This is a genomic window from Geobacillus sp. LEMMY01 (assembly GCF_002042905.1).
Taxonomy (GTDB): domain Bacteria; phylum Bacillota; class Bacilli; order Bacillales; family Anoxybacillaceae; genus Geobacillus; species Geobacillus proteiniphilus.
The window spans coordinates 74,852-95,535 of sequence record NZ_MVKA01000007.1 but is presented as its reverse complement, the minus strand read 5'-3'; the positions used below and the strand labels follow the sequence as shown (position 1 = coordinate 95,535).

Here is a 20,684-nt window from a genome sequence, read left to right as displayed (position 1 = left end):
GCGGTTGCTTTTCAGTTCGCGGAACAGGCATCGGTTCGGGCGGCGTTGCGCGCAGACGAGGAAAGACACAGACGCTGCGTTGAGCAGGCGGGAAGGAAAGTGCCTAGCCGCTTGCCTAGAAAAACGCGTCTGCCCCCGGGGGCGACATCCACGGGGGCGGAGATCGGGCGTTATTTTTTTTGCCAATGCGACAAGGCGAGGGCGCCGACTAAAATGGCGCCTTTTATAATGTCTTGGGCGTAATACGGAACGTTCATCATCGTCAAGCCGTTCAGCAACACGCCCATTAAAATCGAGCCGAACAATGTGCCGATGACGTTCGGCTTGCCGGCGCCAAAGACGGAAAAGCCGATGTAGGCGGCGGCGACGCTGTCCATTAAAAGCGAGGCGCCGGCCGACACTTGCCCGGTGCCGATGCGCGAGGCAAGGACGATGCCGCCTAAGGCCGCAAAAAACCCGCTGATGACGTATGCATATGTCCGATAGCGGTTGACCGGGATGCCTGAGAGCCTTGCCGCCTCGCGGTTTTCCCCGGTCAAATAAAAGAGGCGGCCGGGTTTCGTGTACGTTAAAAACAGATGAGCGGCAATGACGACAAACAGCATAAGCAAGACAGAAAACGGCACGCCGAACAGCTCTCCTTGGCCGATAAATAAAAAGGAAGGAATGAATTTGCCCGGCGCCGTGCCGCCATCGGGCAGCGGCATGTCGTTGTAGATCGAAAACCCTTTCGTATAGGTGAGCTGCACGCCGTTAATGGCGTACATCGTCGCCAACGTCGCGAGCAAGTCCGGCAGCTTGAATTTGACGATCAATAGCGAGTTCAAAAGCCCAACAGCAATGCCGAGCAACAGCGGCACGAGCAAGGTGACGAAAATTTCTTGGCGATATAAAACGAGCGCCGCTGCGCTCGCGATCGTTGCTAGGCTCACCGTCGAGCCGACGGACAAATCGAAGCCATCGACGATGAGCGAAAACGTAATGCCGATCGCCACGAGCGTCACGATCGAAATGGACCGCAAAATGTCACTGAAGTTTTCATACGTAAAAAATCGGTCTTGCGTGATGCCGAAGTAGGCGATAACGGCAAGAATGGCCAACAAGGTGCCGTGTTTATACAACAATTCAAGAATGGACGGCGCCGTTTTTTTCGACGGCGTCGCGGAAACGGCTGGCTGGCTCATGGATCTCACCTCCGCTGCAATAGTAAACGAGCTGTTCATACGTCAGTTCAGCGGCCGGCAGGCGGGCGAGCAACCGGCCATCGACCATGATATAAACTGTGTCACAAACTTCCAGCAGCTCATGAAATTCGCTTGAGAAATACAACACCGTTTTCCCTTGATCGGCGAGGGAGCGAATGATGGAAAACACCTCTTGCTTCGCATGGACGTCGATCCCTTTGGTCGGTTCGTCAAACAAAAAGACGCGTGCGTTTGTGTTGAGCCATTTGCCGATGACGACTTTTTGTTGATTGCCGCCGCTCAAGTGGCGAACGACGGTGGTGCTTGACGGCGGATGAACACCTAGCGAGCGGACGAGCCCGTCGGCTTCAGCCGCTTCTTTCGCCCGGCTGATCCATTGCCAGCGCGACAGGCGGGAAAGAAGGCGGACGGTCAAGTTCGTTTTCACTGACTCGGGCAAAAACAACCCTTGTTTGCGCCGTTCTTCCGGGATGAGGCAAAGGCCGGCGTCGATGGCTTCATAAGGCGATGAGAACACATAGCGTCTGCCATCAATCTCCCACTCGCCGGATGTGTTCCGGTGGGCGATGAGGCTTTCGGCAAGCTCCGTCTTGCCGGCGCCGACGAGGCCAGCGATGCCGACGATTTCGCCGCGGTGGGCGTATAGGTCGACTGTTGTCTCGGTTTTGTCGATCAAAATTCCGCGGGCGGCAAACGCGATGTCGCTTCCGTATGTGCGTGCTTGTTTCGCGGCGGCGGTCCGCTTCGTTCCAGTCATATGAAGGACGATGTCCTCAAGCGGCAGGCTGCGGGCGCCGCCGTGATAGACGACGCGGCCGTCGCGCAAAATCGTCAGCCGGTCAGCGATCTCCTGAACTTCTTTCAGCTTATGAGAGATGTAAATAAAGCCGACGCCTTGCTGCTTCAGTTCATCGATGATGGCAAACAGACGCCTTGTTTCCGCCTCGCTTAAGGCGGCCGTCGGTTCGTCTAGGATGATATAGCGCGCGTTGGATGACAGCACTTTGGCGAGCACAATCAGCTGCTTTTCATGGAGCGAGCAGTCGCGAACCAATTTCGTCGGCGGCAACGACAGGCCGACGCGGCGAAGCAGGGCGGCGGCCCGCTCTTTTTCTTGACGCAACGAGCGAATCGGCCGTTGCTTCACATGGACGAACTCGTCCGCCGCTACATTTTCGTAAATCGGCAAGCCGGGAAAGAGCGCTGTGTCAACTTCTTGAACGACGAGGCCGATGCCGGCTTGTTTTGCTTCGCGCGGCGATGAAAACGTGTATATCGTACCGTCGATCGTGATCGTACCAGCATCGGGCGGAATGGCGCCGGCTAAAATGTTCATGAGCGTGCTTTTGCCGGCGCCGTTCATGCCTAAAAGGGCGTGAACTTCGCCCGGGCGGACGTCAAAGTTCACGCCGTCAAGCACGCGCACGGCGCCAAACGATTTTTCCATGCCCCGCATTGACAACCCGTTCATTTTTTGTTCACCTGAGCCTCCAACGTTTTCATCCACGGCGAGATGGCGACATTCGATTGCCCCCAGCCCGGAATGTATTGCGATAGCTCATTCATCGACACTTGTTTGTCCGGAAGGTCGGACCGTTTCACTAAATGCGGCTCGAGCGAGTAAATGTTCGGCGTTTTTTCGCCGGCAATTTTTTGATACGCGAAGCGCACTTGGACGCGGCCGACTTCGGCTGGGTCGGTCGCCGTTGTCGCCACCCACGGGCTGTTCGGTTTTTGGATCATTTGCAAGTCTTCATCGCTTAAATCGATGCCGTACACTTTAATTTCCGTGCGCCCGGCTTGCTCGATGGCGCGCGTCGCCCCTTTGGCGAACTCGTCCCAAGTTGCGAAGACAGCGTCAATGTCGCCTTTGTTCGGATATTTTTTCAAAATCGCTTCCATCTGCGTTTGTGTGTCCAAAGCTGTGTTGGCGCTCGCCGTGCCGAACTTGGCGATTTCTTTAATGTTCGGATAGCGTTTTTTGAACGCGTCATAAATGACATGGCGGCGTTCCATCGGGGTAAAGCCGCCGACCCAAATCGTGACGATGTTGCCTTCCCCGTTTAAGTCTTCCGCGAGCGTTTTTAATGTTTTCCAAGCGAGGCTGTAGTCGTCTTGGTCGATGACGGTGACGCCCGGAATGTTTAGGTCGTTATCAAATGCGACGACCGGGATTCCTTTTTCGACCGCTTTTTTCACCGGACCCTCGAGCGCATCGGCGCGGCCGTGGTCAAGCAAAATGGCGTCAACATTTTGCGTAATGGCCGTCTCGACGTACGATGCCATTTTCGTCAAATCGTTGTCGGCGTTGTAAATTTGCACTTCGCCGCCGAATTTTTGCACTTGTTCTTTGACGCCGGCGATGTATTGCGATGAGAACGTGCCGATCGACATTTGCATAATGGCGGCGATTTTCACCGGCTTTTTCAGCTTTTCCGGAATGGACGCTTGCTCGTCGCTTGTTGCCGTCGAGTGGCTGGATGTCGTTTCCGTTTTGTTGTTTGTGGTCTTCGCTTCGTTGGCTGGCTTGGAGCTCACGGCATCTTGCTCGTTTGTGCAGCCGGCTGAGATCGAGAACACGGCAAAGAAAAGAAGAAAAAGGAAAGATAAGGCCTTAAATCGCTTCATGTTGCTCCTCCTTTGTGAATAATGATGGCAGTGTTGCGTTGTAGTCGCCGCGGACGATGCCTTTTTCGGTGATGATCGCGGTAATGAGTTCGTTTGGCGTCACGTCAAACGCCGGATTGTATACGTTGACGCCTTCCGGGGCGATGCGCACGCCGGCGATGTGGGTCACTTCATCCGGATGGCGCTCTTCGATCGGGATGTCCGCACCTGTTTTCGTCGCCAAATCGATCGTGGACAACGGCGCAGCGACGTAAAACGGAATGCCAAACGACTTCGCGAGCAAGGCCAGGCCGAACGTGCCGATTTTGTTCGCCGTATCGCCGTTTTGCGCGATCCGGTCGGCGCCGACGATGATGGCGCCAATGCCTTTCGCCTTGATCGTTTGCGCTGCCATGTTGTCGGTGATGAGCGTCACATCAACGCCCGCTTGCATCAGTTCCCAAGCGGTCAGGCGCGCCCCTTGCAACACCGGCCGCGTCTCGAGAGCGTAAACGGATAGTTCAATTCCTTTTTCTTTCGCCAAATAAAACGGGGCGAGCGCCGTTCCGTAGCGGGCGGTGGCGATCGAGCCGGCGTTGCAGATCGTCATCACCCGATCGCCCGGACGAAAGAGCGACAACGCGTATTCGCCGATGCGGCGGCACACATCCTCATCTTCCACTTGAATGCGGATCGCCTTATGGATGAGCGCCGTTTTTGCCTCGTTGACGGAAAGGGCGTCGGCCGCAACGGTGACGAGCCGATCGAGCGCCCAAAACAAGTTGACGGCGGTCGGCCGGGCGCTGGCTAGGTAGTCACGATCTCGTTTCAAGCGGCGGCGGAATTCATCGAGCGATTCGGTGTCATAGCTTAAAGCGGCAAGCGCCAGGCCATAGGCGGCGGTGATGCCGATCGCCGGCGCGCCGCGCACTTTCAGCGTGGCAATCGCCTCATAGACGTCTTCCAGAGTGTGCAAGTCGATATATTCGATGATGGACGGAAGCTTTTGTTGGTTTAAAATCGTCACATGTGTCTCGCGCCATTCAACGGAGCGTGGGATGGCAAAGGTGCTCATCGCCATCTTCCTTTCTCTTTTTTTGGTTTGTCCGGGTCAGCGCCGCGCATCTTGCATCGAGACCCGGACGATTGTATGTCATTATCGTTCCGTTTCGGCAAACAGCCGGCGGAAGCCGTCTGTTCCCGTCAATTCAGCCCGCTCTACGATCAAGCGGCGGCCGAGGCGGAGCGCATGCCGCTTGGCAGCAAGGCGCACCTCTTTTTGCTCAATGCCGTCAAGGTCGGCGACGTGGGCGAGGCCGATCGTCCGGCGGATGACTTCGCAGCCGGCAAAGCCGACGGCGTCGATGAACGCGTGCCGAAGCACGTCCTCGAGCAAGCCCGGCGTCGCGGCGTACGTTTCCACGCTCTCGGTGCGCCAAAGGTTTGAGAACACGGACGCAAAGACGTCCCATGTCCGGTTGATGTGGTCAAAGAGCGGTTGGCGCTCTAATTCAGGGCGGGACAACGCATTTAACAGCAAATTGGCGAAAAATTGGCCAAGGTCAAACCCGATCGGACCGTAAAAGGCGAATTCCGGGTCGATCACTTTCGTTTCGTCATCGCTGGCGAAAATGCTGCCGGTATGCAAATCGCCATGCAAGAGCACATCGGCTTCGGTTAAAAACTTGCGCTTCAGCTTTGCTGCTTCTAGGTGGAGGCGGTCATCGCGCCAAAGCGCTTCAACGTCTGGGCGCAATTCGTCTTCAAAGTTGTTCGTTTCATGGTCAAAAAACGGGTCGGTGAAGACGAGGTCTTCGGTAATTTTGCACAGTTCCGGATTGACGAAGCTTTGCGCCAATTTCTTTTTCTCTTGCTGGTTCATGCCGAAGTCAGACGTATAAAACGCCGTTTTGGCGACAAACTCGCCGATATGCTGGGACAAAAGCGGATACGTTTTCCCTTCGATCAGCCCTTTGCGGGCGATTTGCAAACGGGATAAGTCTTCCATCACCGTAATGGCGAGCGATTCGTCAGAATAGTAGACTTTCGGCACGTATTGCGGCACGTAGCTCGCAAACGTGCGCAGCGCGTTGCTTTCAATGACGGCGCGCTTTAACGTGAGCGGCCAGCTTTCGCCGACAACTTTGGCGTACGGCAACGCTTGTTTGATGATGACGCCTTGTTTCGTTTCTTGATCGACGATATGAAAGACAAGGTTCAAGTTCCCGTCGCCGATCTCGCGGCATGCAAGCGGCGCCCCGTCGCGGAATAAGCCGAGGCGGACAGCGAGCGCCACCGCCTTCGGTTCGGTCAGCGGTTCGTAAACCGATGTTTGAACAGTGGTCATTTCCTTGTTCCCCCTTTTTTCATTTCGCTCGTTTTCAAATGCCGGTTCTGACGCGCGCTAAAAACTCGGCGTTTCCGGCAAATGAAAAAGCCTCTTTCGCATACGGAAAGAGGCTTGAAGATTCATTCGTTCTTCGCGCCTCTTATCTTTCAGAAAGACATCGGTCTTTCTGTTGGACTTAGCACCGTGCCCTGCGGAAGCATGACGCTTCCGGCGCCGCCCTTGGCGTGCGCCCTATCTCACGATAGTATTACGGTCGGTTGCTGGGCTTCATTGGGCCAATTCCCTCAGCCAACTCTTGATAAGAGTACCGATTTCTCGTATTCAGTTTTTGCAATTTTCACGATGTTATCAATCGTTTGGTTGTTTGATTCGAATGATACATGGTCGATCAATCGATTGTCAATACGTTTTGAAAAATTTTTTTGCCGCTTCGTAGTCATGCGGCCGGCGGTCGGCAAACACCGGGATGCGCGTACGGACGTCCGCAACGAGTGCAGGATCAATGTCCGCCGCGACAATGCCAGGCTTCTCATCCGCCTCGGCGATCACTTCGCCCCATGGGTCGATGATGAGCGAATGGCCGGCGAACACGTTGTTCGGGTCGCGCCCCGCCCGGTTGCAGGCGATGACGTAGCATTGGTTTTCAATCGCCCGCGCCATCAGGAGCGTCCGCCAATGGTGCAGGCGGGGAAGCGGCCATTCGGCGACGACAAAAAGCACTTCCGCCCCAGCCAAAACATGGGCGCGAATCCACTCCGGAAAGCGGATATCATAGCAAATGACCCCGGCGCATGAAAGCCCGTCGAGCGAAAACAAGCCTAAGCTGCTTCCCGGCTGCAAATACAAATGTTCATCCATCAATTGGAACAGATGGAGTTTGCTATATTCACTGACGATTTGACCGCTCCGGTCAGCTACGATCATCGTGTTCGTCACGCCGGTTGTTGTTTTTTTAGCGACCGAGCCGGCGACGAGATGGATGCTGTGTGCTTGCGCTAGGCGGGAGGCGAACGCTTTCGCCCGTTCGGCGCCTTCGTCGGCAATCTCATCTAGGCGCGTCAAATCGTAGCCGGTCGTCCATAATTCCGGCAGCACGATGATATTCGCGCCGTCCTTGACGGCCGATTCAATGGCGCTTTCCGCGCGCCGTTCGTTTTCGTTCGGGTCGCCAAACGCAATGTCAAGCTGAAGGCAGGCGATGCGGATCGTCATGAGTTTTCACCTCGAAAAAATTTTGCTTTACATTTTGCTTTTTACGATATATGATGTTGCACTAGAATTTCAAGAATTTTTTAAGAAGGTGTGGGCGATGACGATCGAAATTCCTTTTTCCGAGCTGCTTGAGCAGTTGCCGAAGCAATTTTTCGCCTCGCTTGTCGCGAAAGTCGGGGAGAAAATCAAGGCCGGATGCGACGTGATCAATTTAGGGCAAGGCAACCCGGATCAGCCGACGCCAAAGCATATCGTTGAGGCGATGCAGCGGGCGGCGGCCAATCCGAAATATCATAAATATTCGCCGTTTCAAGGCTACTTCTTTTTGAAAGAAGCCATCGCCGCGTTTTACGCGCGTGAATACGGGGTGAACATCGATCCAGACCGCGAAGTCGCCATTTTGTTCGGCGGCAAGGCCGGGCTTGTCGAGCTGCCGCTTTGCCTCGTCAACCCGGGCGATGTGGTGCTTGTCCCGGATCCGGGCTATCCGGACTATTGGTCGGGGATCGCGCTTGCCCGCGCGCGGATGGAAATGATGCCGCTTGTTGCGGAAAACGGTTTTTTGCCGGACTATGAAGCCATTCCGGCGGCAGTGGCCGACCGAGCGAAGCTCATGTTTTTAAACTATCCGAACAATCCGACCGGCGCGACGGCGACAAAGGAATTTTTCGCGGAGACGGTGGCGTTTGCCGCCAAGTACGGCATTGCCGTCGTGCACGATTTCGCTTATGGGGCGATCGGCTTTGACGGCCGGAAACCGGTCAGCTTCCTGGAAGTCGATGGGGCGAAAGACGTCGGCGTCGAAATTTATACGTTTTCGAAAACATACAATATGGCCGGCTGGCGTGTGGCGTTTGCCGTCGGCAACGAGCGGATCATTCGGGCGCTTGAGCTGCTTCAGGATCATTTGTATGTCAGCTTGTTCGGCGCCATCCAGGAAGCGGCCGCTGCTGCGCTCCTTGGTCCGCAAGATTGTGTCACGGAGCTGGTCGCATTGTATGAGGCGCGCCGCAATGCGTTCATCGCTGCGCTCTGCGAGATCGGCTGGGAAGCGCCGGCGCCATCCGGGTCGTTTTTCGCTTGGCTTCCGCTGCCAAAAGGCATATCATCCGCACAGTTTGCCGACATGCTGCTTGAGCGGGCGCATGTCGCCGTCGCACCGGGCATCGGGTTCGGCGAGCACGGCGAAGGGTATGTGCGCGTCGGCCTCTTGACCGATGAAGCGCGGCTTCGCGAAGCAGCGGAGCGGATCGGCCGCCTCGGATTGTTTGAAAAAAATTTTTGAAAAATGATTGACAACGCCAATCGGTGATGTCATAATTCAAAGTAAATTTGCCAATCGTTTGACAAGTGCATAAACAAGCAGGCTTTCTTATCAAGAGCAGGCGGAGGGACGAGCCCAATGAAGCCCGGCAACCGGCTTGGCGCGCGCCAAGCACGGTGCTAATTCTTGCAGCGGAAACGCTGAGAGATAAGAAGAGCGCCATGGATGAGTGACGCCTCTTCTTATGAAGAGGCGTTTTTATTTCGAGATTGAGAGGGATGAACGATGAGTGCAGTGATTGCAACGTATTTGCTTCATGATGAAACAGACATTCGGAAAAAGGCGGAAGGGATCGCGCTCGGCTTGACGGTTGGCACATGGACGGACTTGCCGGCATTAGAGCAAGAGCAGCTCCGCAAACATAAAGGGGAAGTCGTTGCGATCGAAGAGCTTGACGAAAGCGAGCGGGTAAACGCGTATTTCGGCAAGCGGCTGAAGCGGGCGATCGTGAAAATCGCCTACCCGACAGTCAACTTCAGCGCCGATTTGCCGGCTCTGTTGGTGACGACGTTTGGCAAATTGTCGCTTGATGGGGAAGTGCGGCTGCTTGATTTAGAGTTTCCGGATGAATGGAAGCAACAGTTTCCCGGGCCGCGCTTTGGCATCGCCGGCATTCGCGAGAAAGTCGGGGTGCATAACCGCCCACTGTTGATGAGCATTTTTAAAGGCATCATCGGCCGTGATTTGGCGTACTTGACGTCGGAATTGAAAAAACAGGCGCTCGGCGGCGTTGACCTGGTCAAAGACGATGAAATTTTGTTTGACAGCGAGCTGTTGCCGTTTGAAAAGCGGATCACCGAGGGCAAAGCGGCGCTTCAGGAAGTGTACGAACAAACGGGCAAGCGGACGTTGTATGCCGTCAACTTGACCGGCAAAACGTTTGCGTTAAAGGACAAAGCGAAACGAGCCGCCGAGCTTGGCGCCGATGTGCTGTTGTTTAACGTCTTCGCTTATGGGCTTGACGTGCTGCAAGCGTTGCGTGAAGACGAGGAGATTGCGGTGCCGATTATGGCTCACCCGGCGTTCAGCGGCGCCGTTACGCCGTCGGAGTTTTATGGGGTGGCTCCTTCACTTTGGCTTGGAAAGCTTTTGCGGCTCGCCGGCGCCGACTTTGTCCTGTTCCCGTCGCCGTATGGCAGCGTCGCCTTGGAGCGTGAGCAGGCGCTTGGCATCGCAAGGGCGCTCACCGACGACCAAGAGCCGTTCGCTCGGGCGTTTCCGGTGCCGTCGGCCGGCATTCACCCGGGATTGGTGCCGCTCATCATCCGCGATTTCGGCCTTGACAGCATCGTCAACGCCGGCGGCGGCATCCACGGCCATCCGGACGGGGCGATCGGTGGCGGACGGGCGTTTCGCGCGGCGATCGACGCGGTGCTGGCCGGCCGTCCGCTTCGTGCGGCGGCAGCAGAAAACGAAGCGCTGCAAAAAGCGATCGACCGCTGGGGCGTCGTTGAGGTGGAAGCATGACGAAACAGCTCGTTCTCTTTTGTGATTTTGACGGCACAATTACGGAAAACGACAACATCATCGCCATTATGAAACAGTTCGCTCCGCCGGAGTGGGAGGCGTTAAAAGACGACGTTCTCGCTGAGCGCATTTCCGTTCAGGAAGGAGTCGGGAAGATGTTTTCCCTCCTTCCGTCCACGTTGAAGGATGAAATTGTGGATTTCCTGCGGTGCACCGCCCGGTTGCGCGCGGGATTCCGAGAGTTTGTCGCGTTTACGAAAGAGCGGGGAATCCCGCTTTATATCGTCAGCGGCGGCATTGACTTTTTCGTCTATCCGCTGCTTGAAGGGCTCATTGAACCGGAGCGCATTTTTTGCAACGGCTCCGATTTCAGCGGCGAGACGATTCGCATTACATGGCCGCATGCGTGCGACGGTGAGTGCCAAAACGGCTGCGGCTGCTGCAAGCCATCGCTCCTTCGCAAGCTTGCCCGCCCGGACGGGTACCATGTCGTCATCGGCGATTCGATTACGGATTTAGCGGTGGCGAAGCAAGCGGATTACGTGCTGGCGCGCGATTTTCTGCTCCAAAAATGCCAAGAGCTCGGCTTGCCGCATGCGCCGTTTGCGACGTTTTTTGACGTGATTGATGCGTTGCAGCGAATGGAGGTGATCGTATGAGCATCGTCGTGAAAAAGTGGAACGAGCTCGCGGAAGTGAAAGCCGAGCTCGCCGCCCGCGACTGGTTTTTCGCGACAAGCGGCAATTTGTCGATCAAGGTGACGGACGACCCGTTGACGTTTTTGGTGACGGCGAGCGGCAAGGATAAGCGGAAGCAAACGGACGAGGATTTTCTGCTCGTTGACGCCGCCGGAAAACCGGCGGAGGACACGCACTTGAAGCCATCGGCCGAGACGCTCTTGCACGCGGAAATTTACGGACGGACGAATGCCGGCTGCGTCCTGCACGTTCATACCGTGGACAACAACTTGATTTCTGAACTGTATGCGCAAAACGGGGAAGCCGTTTTTTCCGGCCAAGAAATCATCAAGGCGTTCGGCATTTGGGAGGAAAATGCCGCAGTGCGCATCCCGATCATTGACAATTACGCCGACATTCCGACGCTCGCTCGGGAGTTTGCGAACTATGTTCATGGCGACGCCGGCGCCGTGTTGATCCAAAACCACGGCATCACGGTCTGGGGGCGTACGGCGTTTGAAGCGAAAAAACATTTGGAAGCATGGGAGTTTTTGTTCCGCTGGCAGGTGAAACGGCTGCTTTTGCAGCGGACCGGCCTGCCGGTTGGCTAATCCATATGCATTTTTCCAAAGGGGGATGTGAACAATGGCAGTCATCAAAGTGAGAAAAACGGGCCAAGTGATTGAAGGGGAAGAGAATGTGCGCGCGTTTTTGAACAGTCAAGGGGTGTTGTATGAACATTGGGACATCACGAAACTGCCGGAGCACTTGCGCGACAAATACGTACTTACGGATGAAGAAAAAAATGAAATTTTAGCGACGTTCAAAGATGAAATTGAAGATTTGGCGGCGCGCCGCGGCTACAAAACGTGGGATATCGTCGCCCTGTCCGACGCGACGCCGAACTTGGATGAACTGCTGAAAAAATTTGAACAAGTGCACATCCATACGGAAGATGAAGTGCGCGCCATTACGGCCGGCCATGGCATTTTCATCATCAAAGGCGACAAAGAAACCGGCTATTTTGATGTAGAGCTTGAAGCCGGCGACGTCATTTCCGTGCCGGAAGGGAATCCGCACTACTTTACGCTCATGGATGACCGTCGGGTCGTTGCTGTCCGCTTGTTTATCGACCCGTCCGGCTGGGTCGCTCATCCGTATGAAGAAAAAGAGGAAGCTGTCCAATAACAACGAACGCCCCGCTGCTTATATACAGGCGGCGGGGTGTTTTCGTTAAATCGATTGTGTTAGAAAAATCATAAACAAAATGCCGACAATAAACGCATACGTCGATGTCCGTTCATTTCCATCGCCATGGCTTTCGGGAATGAGCTCTTTGTAAATGATAAACAGCATCGCCCCGGCGGCAAACGCCAACCCGTACGGAACGAGCCCGCGAAAGAGGGAGGTTAAGTAAAAACCAAGCAACGATGTGACGATTTCCACCGCTCCGGTCAACGTGGCAATGAGAAACGCTTGAAAGCGGCCGATTTGCTGGTTGACTAAAAACAAAGCGACCAAAAACCCTTCCGGTGCATTTTGCAAGCCAATCGCCAGGGCGATTAAATTGCCGATTTGCGAAGAGCTGTCCGAGGCGTAGCTCACCCCGACCGACAGTCCTTCCGGAAGATTGTGCAAGGCAATGGCAGCAATGATGAGCATCGCTTTTTCATCAAATTGTAAGCCGCTTTTCGTATGTTCCAAGTCGATGTGAGGGACAGTCATTTCAAGCAGCGTCAATACGAGCACACCTGCCGCCAGTCCGATGGCCAGCGCACCAAAGCCGCCGGTACGCAATGCTTCGGGGATGAGGCTTTCCATCGAAGCCGCCATCATAATGCCGGCGGAAAAGGCCAGCAGCACGTCACGCCACCGGTGGGTGAGCGATTTGGCCATAAACAAAATCGGCACGGCGCCAAGCCCGGTTGATAAGGCGGAGAGCACGCTTCCGGCCAACACTTGGTTCATCCACTTCCCTCCCTGACACCCTTTCTCCTTCTTCACATATGCATCGTTCAGTGGAATGTGACAGTCGCCCAAGCGCCGACATATAATAAATTATCATAGCCGAAGCGAAAGCCGTTGGCGAGGAAAATGCATCATCGCGAACAAAAAACGGTTGCCCGGGAATTCGCTGTTCCAGTATAATGAAAGTAAGAAAATGTCAACTTTAAAGGGTTGGATGCTATGGAACAAAAGGAGCAGGCGTTGCAGCAGTCATTAAAATTATTCATCGTGTTATCGCGGGCATACCGGTCGATCAGCGACCAAGTAAACAAGTCGATTCAATCGTTCGGCGTCAATCCGACCGAATTTGCGGTGCTCGAACTGCTTTACCATAAAGGCGATCAGCCGCTCCAGCAAATCGGGGAAAAAATTTTGCTCGCCAGCGGCAGCATCACGTATGTCATCGACAAGCTTGAAAGCAAGGGGCTGATCATCCGCCGCGCCTGTGAGCGGGATCGCCGCGTGACGTATGCGTCGATCACCGACAGCGGCCGGCAGTTCATCCAGCGCGTGTTCCCCGAACATGCCGAGACCATCCATGAAACGGTGGCGGCGCTGACGCCGGAAGAAAAGGAACAGGCGATCGTGTTGCTGAAAAAATTAGGCTACGGCGCAAAAAGCAGAGACTGACCTCGCGTCAGTCTCTTTAATTTTGCTGAAAATGGATACGTTATATAAAGAAAATAACACTGCAAGAAAAAGGAGAGATCGCCATTGATGATTCCCGTTGGGGTGTCCAACCGCCACATTCATTTATCGAAAGAGCATATGGCGGCGCTGTTTGGCGAAGACGCCGAGCTGACGATGCTCAAGCCGCTGTCGCAACCCGGTCAGTTCGCCGCCAAAGAAACGGTGACGGTCGAAGGACCGAAAGGGAAAATCGAAAACGTCCGCGTCCTCGGCCCGGTCCGTTCGCTCACCCAGCTCGAGATTTCAAAAACGGACAGCTTTAAGCTCGGTGTCGCGCCGCCGGTCCGCTTATCCGGCGACATTGACGGGACGCCGGGCATCACGATTCACGGGCCGAAGGGGACAGTGACCGTCGACAAAGGGGTGATCATCGCCAAGCGGCACATTCATATGACGCCGAAAGATGCGGAAACGTTTGGCGTCCGCGACAAACAAGTCGTGAAAGTGAAAACACAAGGGGAACGGGCGCTCATTTTCGATGAAGTCATCATCCGCGTCAGTGAAGATTTTGCTTTAGATATGCACATTGACACGGATGAAGCGAACGCAGCTGGCTTGAAAACCGGCGATTATGTCGAACTGCTTCCGTCGTGAAATCATCCGCAGCAATGGGAGACAATGCGCCCTCTCGTTCGTCCCGAGAGGGCGCTTCCCGTTAACGCGGACGCTTCTTGGATGGCTCTAGTGTGCCGACAAGATGAAACGGCGCATCATGCCGGATGGCATCGATGATGCCGCCGCTGATTTCTTGATGGGTGAGCCAGCGCGAACCATGTTCTTCCACGACAAAGCCGAGCTGAACTTGCCGGTACAGGCAAGCGGCAGGCAAACAGAGTTTCTGTTTCATCTCGGTTGGATCGGCGCGGCTGCCGAGCACGTGAAACAGCCGCCAAGGACTGGGGTGTCTGCTATTTTTCCAAATGATGGAGGACAGCGCCTGCGTTTCATCCGTATGCACCCACGCGATGATCAGATCAAATGTTCCATTTTCTCTGATCGTTTGGCAAATAAAAGAACATAGCGTTTCTTGATCGCGATAATCGACAAGAAGCGGGGTGATGGACGCCATCTGTCCAGTGCGGTCGATGAGCTGCTTCATCCGTGCGCGGTGGCGGGCGATGACGGACACATGATATCCTTCCCGCACAAGCCAAAGCGACACGTCAGCCAACATGCCTGTCCCACCGATGACGAGTGCGTGCATGGCGGCTCCTCCTTTCGGGTTAATGCAGCGATCCTTTCAAATAACGGTCAAACCATTCGACGATATGGCGAAGCCGCTCAAGCCGGAGCACCGGGTTGCCGGTGCGCGACAAATCATCGTGGTTGGCGTCCGGGAAGCGGACAAGTTTTGTTTCCCGCCCGAGTTGTTTCAATGCGATAAACAGCTGTTCCGCCTGCTCGATCGGGCAGCGGTAATCGCGCTCGCTGTGCAAAACCAACAGCGGCGTGCGCATATGTTTGACGTATTTGAGCGGCGAGTGATGCCAAAGCCGCTCGGCGTCTTCCCAGATGTCGCAGCCGACTTCCCATTTCGTAAAAAAGTAGCCGATGTCACTCACTCCGGAGAAACTGAGCCAGTTGGAAATGGAACGCTGGGTGACAGCCGCTTTGAAACGGTCGGTATGCCCGACGATCCAATTGGTCATAAACCCGCCGTAGCTGCCGCCGGTGACGCCAAGCCGTGTCTCGTCAATGAAGTCGAACTTGCTGATCGCGGCGTCGACGCCGGCCATAATGTCTTCATAATCCATGCCGCCATAGTCGCCGCGCACGGCATTGACGAATGCCTGTCCATATCCGTGGCTGCCGCGCGGGTTCGTGAACAAGACCGCATAACCACGCGAAACGAGCAGTTGAAATTCATGGAAAAATGTAAATCCGTACATCGCATGCGGTCCGCCGTGAATTTCGACGACAAGCGGCGCCTTTTCCCCTTTGCCAAGCCCGGGCGGTTTCATGATCCAGCCTTGAATCTCCCAACCATCCGTCGATCGATACGTAAACGGTTCGGCATCGGCGAACACCACTTCGTTTTCGAGCGCTTCATTGGCACGCGTAAGCCGTGTTTTCGTTCCGTCTTCGAGCGAGATCATATACAAATCGCCAATGACCGTCGGCTCGCTCATGGCGGCGATGGCTTGCTGTTCGCTTGGGTGGATGGCTAAACCGTATAAATGGAAGTCGCCTTCGATCATCGGAACGATCGGGCCGTCGTGCGGGACGAAATACAAGTTGACGCGTCCGCGCTCCGAGGCGGTGACATACAGGCCGCTCCCGTCGCTCGCCCAAATCGGGCCCGGGCCTTTCGCATCAGCGTGTGTGTCGCCGACCATGGCATCGCCGAGATGGACGTCCCAATCGGCGGTCAGCACCCGCTTCGTTCCACGCTCCGGCTCAAAGACGTAAAGCCGGTGAAGCGTAGCCCCGAGATAAGCAAGATCATGGCCGATGGCGGCGAGCTTCGTTCCGTCCGGCGACCAGGCGAGCGAAGCGAATGTACCGCATCCGTTCGTCAAGTTCGTTTCCGCTTTCGACTCGAGATCAAGCAAAACAATGTCGCGCGTAAAGGTTTTGTCCGGATCATCGTTTCGGTTGGCAACAAAGGCGAGCGTCCGTCCATTGGGTGAAATCGCAAACGAACCGATTTCTTCCTCGCGGCCCGTCAACGCTTCGGTTTTTCCTGACGCCGCATCGATGCGCACCAGCACGTCCCGCTTGCCGTCAAGAAAACCCGACGCGTCTGATTTATAATAGAGACGCTCCACAACGCGCGGCTTCAGGTCAGCTGGCTTCGTTTCCTCCTTTTTCGATTCTTCCCGGTCTTCGATCGTTTCTTCGTCGCCAAGCGTCGTTAGGACGATGAGAAACGTCCCGTCCGGCGACCAAACGTAATCGCGCACACCGTTTTTGAAAAACGTCAGTTGGCGTGCCTCGCCGCCATTGGCGGGCAAAAGCCAAAGCTGCGTGCGCCCGGAGCGGTCAGACAAAAACGCGATCGTTTCGCCGTTCGGGGAAAAGCGCGGCTTCATGTCGCGCCGCGGCCCGAACGTCCATTGACGGACGGAGCCGTCTGCCGTCCATAACCATAAATGGGAGCGGTATTGTTTTTCCTCATCAATCGATTTTTCCACAAACACGACGCGCGTCCCGTCCGGCGCGTAGTGCGGGTCGCGCACCGAGCGGAGGCGAAGCAAATCTTCCACCGTTATGCCGCGGCGTTTGGATTGATGTTCGTTGTTCATGCCTCATCCCTTCTTTCACAAAAAATGCACGGTCAACCTATTACTTCGTTTTTCGAAAGAAAAATCCTGCCCCTCAATAAAAAAACGAACGCCGGATGGACCGGACGCCCGTTTTTGGTTATGCTGATAATTTTTGTTTTTCGTTCGCCTGCCGTGCTGCTTTTCTCACTTGTGGGTAGAAGATCAAGCCGCTGGCGAGCAAGGCGACGCCGAGCAGAAATGTTTTTAAGTCCGACGTGCCGGCGATGACGACCCAGATGGAATACACCGTCGCCAGCGCCGCAATGATGCCGTCAGCCAGCCGCTCGCGCGCCGCCATGTACGTTTCGCCGGTGAGCGTGAGTTTCAACTGAAAGACGGAAGCGATCAAATACGGAACGAGATAGGCGAGCGTGGCGATGTAAATGACGAAGTCAAACGCCGCGGCCATCGAGTGGGAAACGGTCGAGAAAATAAACAATTGCGCCAAGACGTTCGACAACGTAAGCGAGAAGCTCGGTACGTTTTTCTTGTTTTCCTTCAAAAACACCGGCAGAAACAGCCCTTGTTTTGCCGCTTGGTACGGCACTTCGGCGCTCAACAATATCCAGCCGAGCGTTGAGCCGAGCAGGCTGATGAGCCCAAGACCAGCCAGCACGTAGCCGCCCGCCGGTCCGACGATGGCAATGATGGCGTCAACGAGCGGTTTTTCCGATTGAATGAGTTTATTTTGCGGCAAGATGCCCATCACCAAAAAGCTGATGCCGATGTAAATGGCTAAGGCGATGAGCAGGCCGGCGATTGTCGCCCACTTCACATCGGCCTGTTTGCGCGCACGGGAAGCGAACACCATCGCCGATTCGACGCCGACAAACGCCCAGAGCGTCGATAAAGCGGCGTTGTTGATTTGCCCAAGCAAACCGATCGGCTGTCCGTCCCCGTCATAGCGAGGAGCGTCAAGCGGGCCGATGACTGCTTTGTCAAACGCAAACAGCGTGATGATGATAAACAGGAAAAAGCCGAGCACTTTCGCTGCTGTCGCCACAAAATTCAGCTTCCCGGCGTCTTCTACACCGCGCAAAATGAGGAAATGCATCCCCCAAAGGAGCGCCGTGCAGACGAGAAACGTCAGCAAATTCCCCAGTTTCAGCGCAAACGAGCCGATCTCAAGCACCGTTTTACTGCTTGTCAGCACCGGGAAAAACGTCGACAAGTAGCTTGTAAATGTCGTAATGATCGCGACGTTGCCGGCAAAGTTGCCGACCCAGTAGCCCCATGATGACATAAATCCCGATAAAATCGAGAGATTGGAGCCTTTCGGAAACAGCTCCTTCGCGTAAATTTGCGGTCCGCCGCCTAAGTCGGGCTTACGGATCGCCAAGTTGCCGAAAACAAGCGCCGTCATTAGGACGCCGGCTCCGGTCAGCAGCCAGGCGAGCATCACGCCGATGGGGCTCGCCGCCTCCGCCAACGAGCGCGGCAGCATAAAAATGCCGGAACCAACCATATTGCCAACGACGAGCGCCGTTAATACCCAAATTCCAAGTTTTCGCTGATTGTCCAAGATGAAAACGCTCCTTCCATAAAAGAAAGCACCCGCGCCTCTTCAGCGGGTGCATGATAGATTCGCATCCACACTGAATGGCGATAGCGCTCCACCGCCGCAGGCGATGGCAGTCCTGCGCCTGTTCGGCCGCAGGCCCAGCTTGCGCCGCCGGAGCGCGACGCAAACTTCGGCGGTGAACCCTTTCCCGCTGCGTCATGGACCGCTCCGGGCCTCGGCAGCGCTACTTTTGTTCACCGCAACCTCTATCCCATTAAAGTGGAGAGGGGGTATATGGTTGCCGACATTATATTACTTAATTCGACAAATATCGTCAATATCTTTTTGTTGGAAAGAGTGGATCAAGACGTTGGATGTTCATAGACACTCTTTTTTACTACCATACATGATTATTGCTCAGTATGGTTTGTGTGGGGTAAAATGGAAATGTATTTTAGGGTTTGGAAAAAGAGGATATTTTTGAACTCCGACGAATATACAATTGGTCGGTGAAACATGGAAAAGGTTCATTTCACTGGGGATGGATCTTTTCCCATCATCATATTCCGTGAAAAGGTGATCAGGAAAGAAGGGGATGAGCATGAAGTTTTCTGAGTTTCGTTATGAGCGGCCGGACATCACTCAATTGCAGGCATCGTTTCAAGAAGCGCTCGATTCGTTCCGCCGTGCGGGGAGCGCCGCCTTGCAGCACGAGGCGATGAAGCGGATCAATGAGCTGCGCCGCCGCTACAGTACGATGGCGAACCTTTGCCATATTCGCCATACGATCGATACGAACGATGAATTTTATAAAAAAGAGCAAGACTTTTTCGACGAAACGGAGCCAGTCGTCAAGGGGCTTGTCAACGACTATTACCGTGCGCTCGTCGCTTCGCCGTTTCGCAGTGATCTTGAAGAGGTGTGGGGGAAACAGCTGTTTGCCTTGGCGGAAACGCAGCTGAAAACGTACGCGTCGGCGATTGTCGAGGATTTGCAAAAAGAAAACAAGCTGGCAAGCGAATATACGAAGCTCATCGCATCGGCGAAAATCATGTTTGAAGGCGAGGAGCGGACGCTCGCCCAGCTGCAGCCGTTTGTTGAGTCGCCGGACCGCACGATGCGCAAACGGGCCAACGAAGCGCGGTTTTCGTTTTTCACTGACCATGAAAAGGAGCTCGATGAGCTGTATGATGAGCTTGTCCACGTCCGCACGGCGATCGCCCGGAAGCTGGGGTTCAAAAATTTTGTTGAGCTCGGCTATGCCCGTTTAGGCCGAACCGATTACAATGCCGACATGGTCGCCCACTTCCGCCGGCAAGTGAAAACGCACATCGTCCCGCTCGCTTCAAAGCTGCGCGAGCGCCAGCGGCAACGGATTCAGGTGGAGAAGCTTTACTATTATGACGAGCCGTTTATGTTCCCGACCGGCAATCCAGCGCCAAAAGGGGACGCCGATTGGATCGTCAAAAACGGCCGGCAAATGTATGAAGAGCTGTCGACGGAAACAGGCGAGTTTTTCCGCTATATGGTCGAACACGAGCTCATGGATCTTGTGGCGAAAAAAGGCAAGGCTGGCGGCGGCTATTGCACCTATATCGATGACTATAAGGCGCCGTTTATTTTCTCCAATTTTACCGGCACCTCGGGCGACATTGACGTACTCACCCATGAAGCCGGGCATGCGTTCCAAGTGTATGAGAGTCGCCATTACGACATTCCGGAATACAACTGGCCGACGCTTGAGGCGTGTGAAATCCACTCGATGAGCATGGAGTTTTTCACATGGCCGTGGATGGAGCTCTTTTTCGCCGAAGACGCCGACAAATACCGGTTCGCCCATTTGAGCGACGCGCTGTTGTTTTTGCCGTACGGCGTTGCGGTCGATGAGTTCCAGCACGCTGTCTACGAGAATCCGGGCATGACGCCGGCTGAGCGGAAGAGAGTCTGGCGTGACATAGAAAAAACGTACTTGCCGACAAGAGACTACGACGGCCATGACTACCTTGAGCGCGGCGGATTTTGGCAACGGCAAGGGCACATTTACACCGACCCGTTTTATTACATTGATTATACATTGGCTCAAGTGTGTGCGTTCCAGTTTTGGAAGCGAGCGCAAGACGACCGGTCTTCGGCGTGGCGCGACTATGTGGCGCTTTGTCGATTGGGCGGCAGCCAGCCGTTTACCGAGCTCGTCAAAAGCGCAAACCTCCAGTCGCCGTTTGCTGACGGGGCGGTCGCTTCGGTTATCGGCCATATCGAGCGGTGGCTGGACAGCGTCGATGACGAAGCATTGTAAAAAGAAGCAAAGAAGGCGGGCTGGAACAGCACCGCCCTGCCTTTCTTTATTTTGAAAACTTCTACCAAACTGGGGCAAAGGG

Annotated in this window: 18 protein-coding genes and 3 riboswitches; of the genes, 8 read left to right on the top strand and 10 right to left on the bottom strand. The window is 55.0% G+C overall.

Annotated features, from left to right (window positions below):
• Nucleotides 1–170 precede the first annotated feature (170 nt).
• The 6 genes from B1A75_RS05170 to B1A75_RS05145 all read right to left on the bottom strand — a co-directional run bounded on the left by B1A75_RS05170 (nucleotide 171) and on the right by B1A75_RS05145 (nucleotide 7,374).
• Nucleotides 171–1,184 carry an ABC transporter permease gene (locus B1A75_RS05170; RefSeq protein WP_074042983.1) on the bottom strand — a complete coding sequence of 338 codons (1,014 nt, stop codon included), beginning with the start codon at nucleotides 1,182–1,184 and terminating at the stop codon, nucleotides 171–173.
• Entirely contained in the window at nucleotides 1,126–2,676 is a 1,551-nt protein-coding gene (locus tag B1A75_RS05165; RefSeq protein WP_079935859.1) for a sugar ABC transporter ATP-binding protein, read from the bottom strand. Before B1A75_RS05165 ends, B1A75_RS05170 begins: the two co-directional genes overlap by 59 nt.
• Complete coding sequence (locus B1A75_RS05160) at nucleotides 2,673–3,833, bottom strand: sugar ABC transporter substrate-binding protein (protein ID WP_074042981.1); 1,161 nt, start codon at nucleotides 3,831–3,833, stop codon at nucleotides 2,673–2,675. The genes B1A75_RS05165 and B1A75_RS05160 overlap by 4 nt, the downstream gene beginning before the upstream one ends.
• Entirely contained in the window at nucleotides 3,820–4,887 is a 1,068-nt protein-coding gene (gene mtnA, locus B1A75_RS05155) for an S-methyl-5-thioribose-1-phosphate isomerase (protein WP_079935864.1), read from the bottom strand. The genes B1A75_RS05160 and mtnA overlap by 14 nt, the downstream gene beginning before the upstream one ends.
• Nucleotides 4,888–4,968: 81 nt before the next feature.
• On the bottom strand, nucleotides 4,969–6,159 hold the full coding sequence (mtnK, locus tag B1A75_RS05150) for an S-methyl-5-thioribose kinase (RefSeq protein WP_074042980.1): 1,191 nt from the start codon (nucleotides 6,157–6,159) through the stop codon (nucleotides 4,969–4,971).
• A 139-nt stretch (nucleotides 6,160–6,298) separates the two neighbouring features.
• A riboswitch (SAM riboswitch) is annotated at nucleotides 6,299–6,467 on the bottom strand.
• Nucleotides 6,468–6,561: 94 nt separating this feature from the next.
• Nucleotides 6,562–7,374, bottom strand: coding sequence for a carbon-nitrogen family hydrolase (locus tag B1A75_RS05145; protein ID WP_079935858.1), 813 nt, complete (start codon nucleotides 7,372–7,374; stop codon nucleotides 6,562–6,564).
• Nucleotides 7,375–7,471: 97 nt separating this feature from the next.
• On the opposite strand from B1A75_RS05145, the gene B1A75_RS05140 reads away from it, so the two are divergent.
• The 5 genes from B1A75_RS05140 to B1A75_RS05120 all read left to right on the top strand — a co-directional run bounded on the left by B1A75_RS05140 (nucleotide 7,472) and on the right by B1A75_RS05120 (nucleotide 12,030).
• A complete protein-coding gene (locus tag B1A75_RS05140; protein ID WP_074043010.1) occupies nucleotides 7,472–8,659 on the top strand; it encodes a pyridoxal phosphate-dependent aminotransferase in 1,188 nt (395 codons plus the stop codon).
• A gap of 84 nt (nucleotides 8,660–8,743) precedes the next feature.
• Nucleotides 8,744–8,852: riboswitch (SAM riboswitch) on the top strand.
• A gap of 71 nt (nucleotides 8,853–8,923) precedes the next feature.
• On the top strand, nucleotides 8,924–10,165 hold the full coding sequence (gene mtnW, locus B1A75_RS05135) for a 2,3-diketo-5-methylthiopentyl-1-phosphate enolase (RefSeq protein WP_079935857.1): 1,242 nt from the start codon (nucleotides 8,924–8,926) through the stop codon (nucleotides 10,163–10,165).
• Entirely contained in the window at nucleotides 10,162–10,824 is a 663-nt protein-coding gene (gene mtnX / locus B1A75_RS05130) for a 2-hydroxy-3-keto-5-methylthiopentenyl-1-phosphate phosphatase (protein ID WP_074042977.1), read from the top strand. Before mtnW ends, mtnX begins: the two co-directional genes overlap by 4 nt.
• Nucleotides 10,821–11,453 carry a methylthioribulose 1-phosphate dehydratase gene (locus tag B1A75_RS05125; RefSeq protein ID WP_074042976.1) on the top strand — a complete coding sequence of 211 codons (633 nt, stop codon included), beginning with the start codon at nucleotides 10,821–10,823 and terminating at the stop codon, nucleotides 11,451–11,453. Before mtnX ends, B1A75_RS05125 begins: the two co-directional genes overlap by 4 nt.
• 34 nt (nucleotides 11,454–11,487) lie before the next feature.
• Complete coding sequence (locus B1A75_RS05120; RefSeq protein ID WP_074042975.1) at nucleotides 11,488–12,030, top strand: 1,2-dihydroxy-3-keto-5-methylthiopentene dioxygenase; 543 nt, start codon at nucleotides 11,488–11,490, stop codon at nucleotides 12,028–12,030.
• A 45-nt stretch (nucleotides 12,031–12,075) separates the two neighbouring features.
• Here the strand turns inward: B1A75_RS05120 and B1A75_RS05115 are convergent, their stop codons facing one another.
• Entirely contained in the window at nucleotides 12,076–12,810 is a 735-nt protein-coding gene (locus B1A75_RS05115) for a ZIP family metal transporter (RefSeq protein ID WP_074042974.1), read from the bottom strand.
• Between the two features lie 219 nt (nucleotides 12,811–13,029).
• Between B1A75_RS05115 and B1A75_RS05110 the strand changes: the two genes are divergently transcribed.
• Nucleotides 13,030–13,479, top strand: coding sequence for a MarR family winged helix-turn-helix transcriptional regulator (locus tag B1A75_RS05110; protein WP_074042973.1), 450 nt, complete (start codon nucleotides 13,030–13,032; stop codon nucleotides 13,477–13,479).
• An 87-nt stretch (nucleotides 13,480–13,566) separates the two neighbouring features.
• On the top strand, nucleotides 13,567–14,133 hold the full coding sequence (locus tag B1A75_RS05105) for a phosphate propanoyltransferase (protein ID WP_074042972.1): 567 nt from the start codon (nucleotides 13,567–13,569) through the stop codon (nucleotides 14,131–14,133).
• Nucleotides 14,134–14,194: 61 nt separating this feature from the next.
• Here the strand turns inward: B1A75_RS05105 and B1A75_RS05100 are convergent, their stop codons facing one another.
• From B1A75_RS05100 to B1A75_RS05090, 3 genes are all read right to left on the bottom strand, one after another.
• Complete coding sequence (locus B1A75_RS05100) at nucleotides 14,195–14,743, bottom strand: short-chain dehydrogenase (protein ID WP_074042971.1); 549 nt, start codon at nucleotides 14,741–14,743, stop codon at nucleotides 14,195–14,197.
• A 19-nt stretch (nucleotides 14,744–14,762) separates the two neighbouring features.
• Nucleotides 14,763–16,784, bottom strand: coding sequence for a S9 family peptidase (locus tag B1A75_RS05095; protein ID WP_079935856.1), 2,022 nt, complete (start codon nucleotides 16,782–16,784; stop codon nucleotides 14,763–14,765).
• Between the two features lie 118 nt (nucleotides 16,785–16,902).
• Entirely contained in the window at nucleotides 16,903–18,327 is a 1,425-nt protein-coding gene (locus B1A75_RS05090; RefSeq protein ID WP_079935855.1) for an amino acid permease, read from the bottom strand.
• A gap of 76 nt (nucleotides 18,328–18,403) precedes the next feature.
• Nucleotides 18,404–18,583, bottom strand: a riboswitch (Lysine riboswitch).
• A 324-nt stretch (nucleotides 18,584–18,907) separates the two neighbouring features.
• On the opposite strand from B1A75_RS05090, the gene B1A75_RS05085 reads away from it, so the two are divergent.
• Nucleotides 18,908–20,602, top strand: coding sequence for a M3 family oligoendopeptidase (locus B1A75_RS05085; RefSeq protein ID WP_079935854.1), 1,695 nt, complete (start codon nucleotides 18,908–18,910; stop codon nucleotides 20,600–20,602).
• The last annotated feature ends 82 nt before the right edge of the window (nucleotides 20,603–20,684 follow it).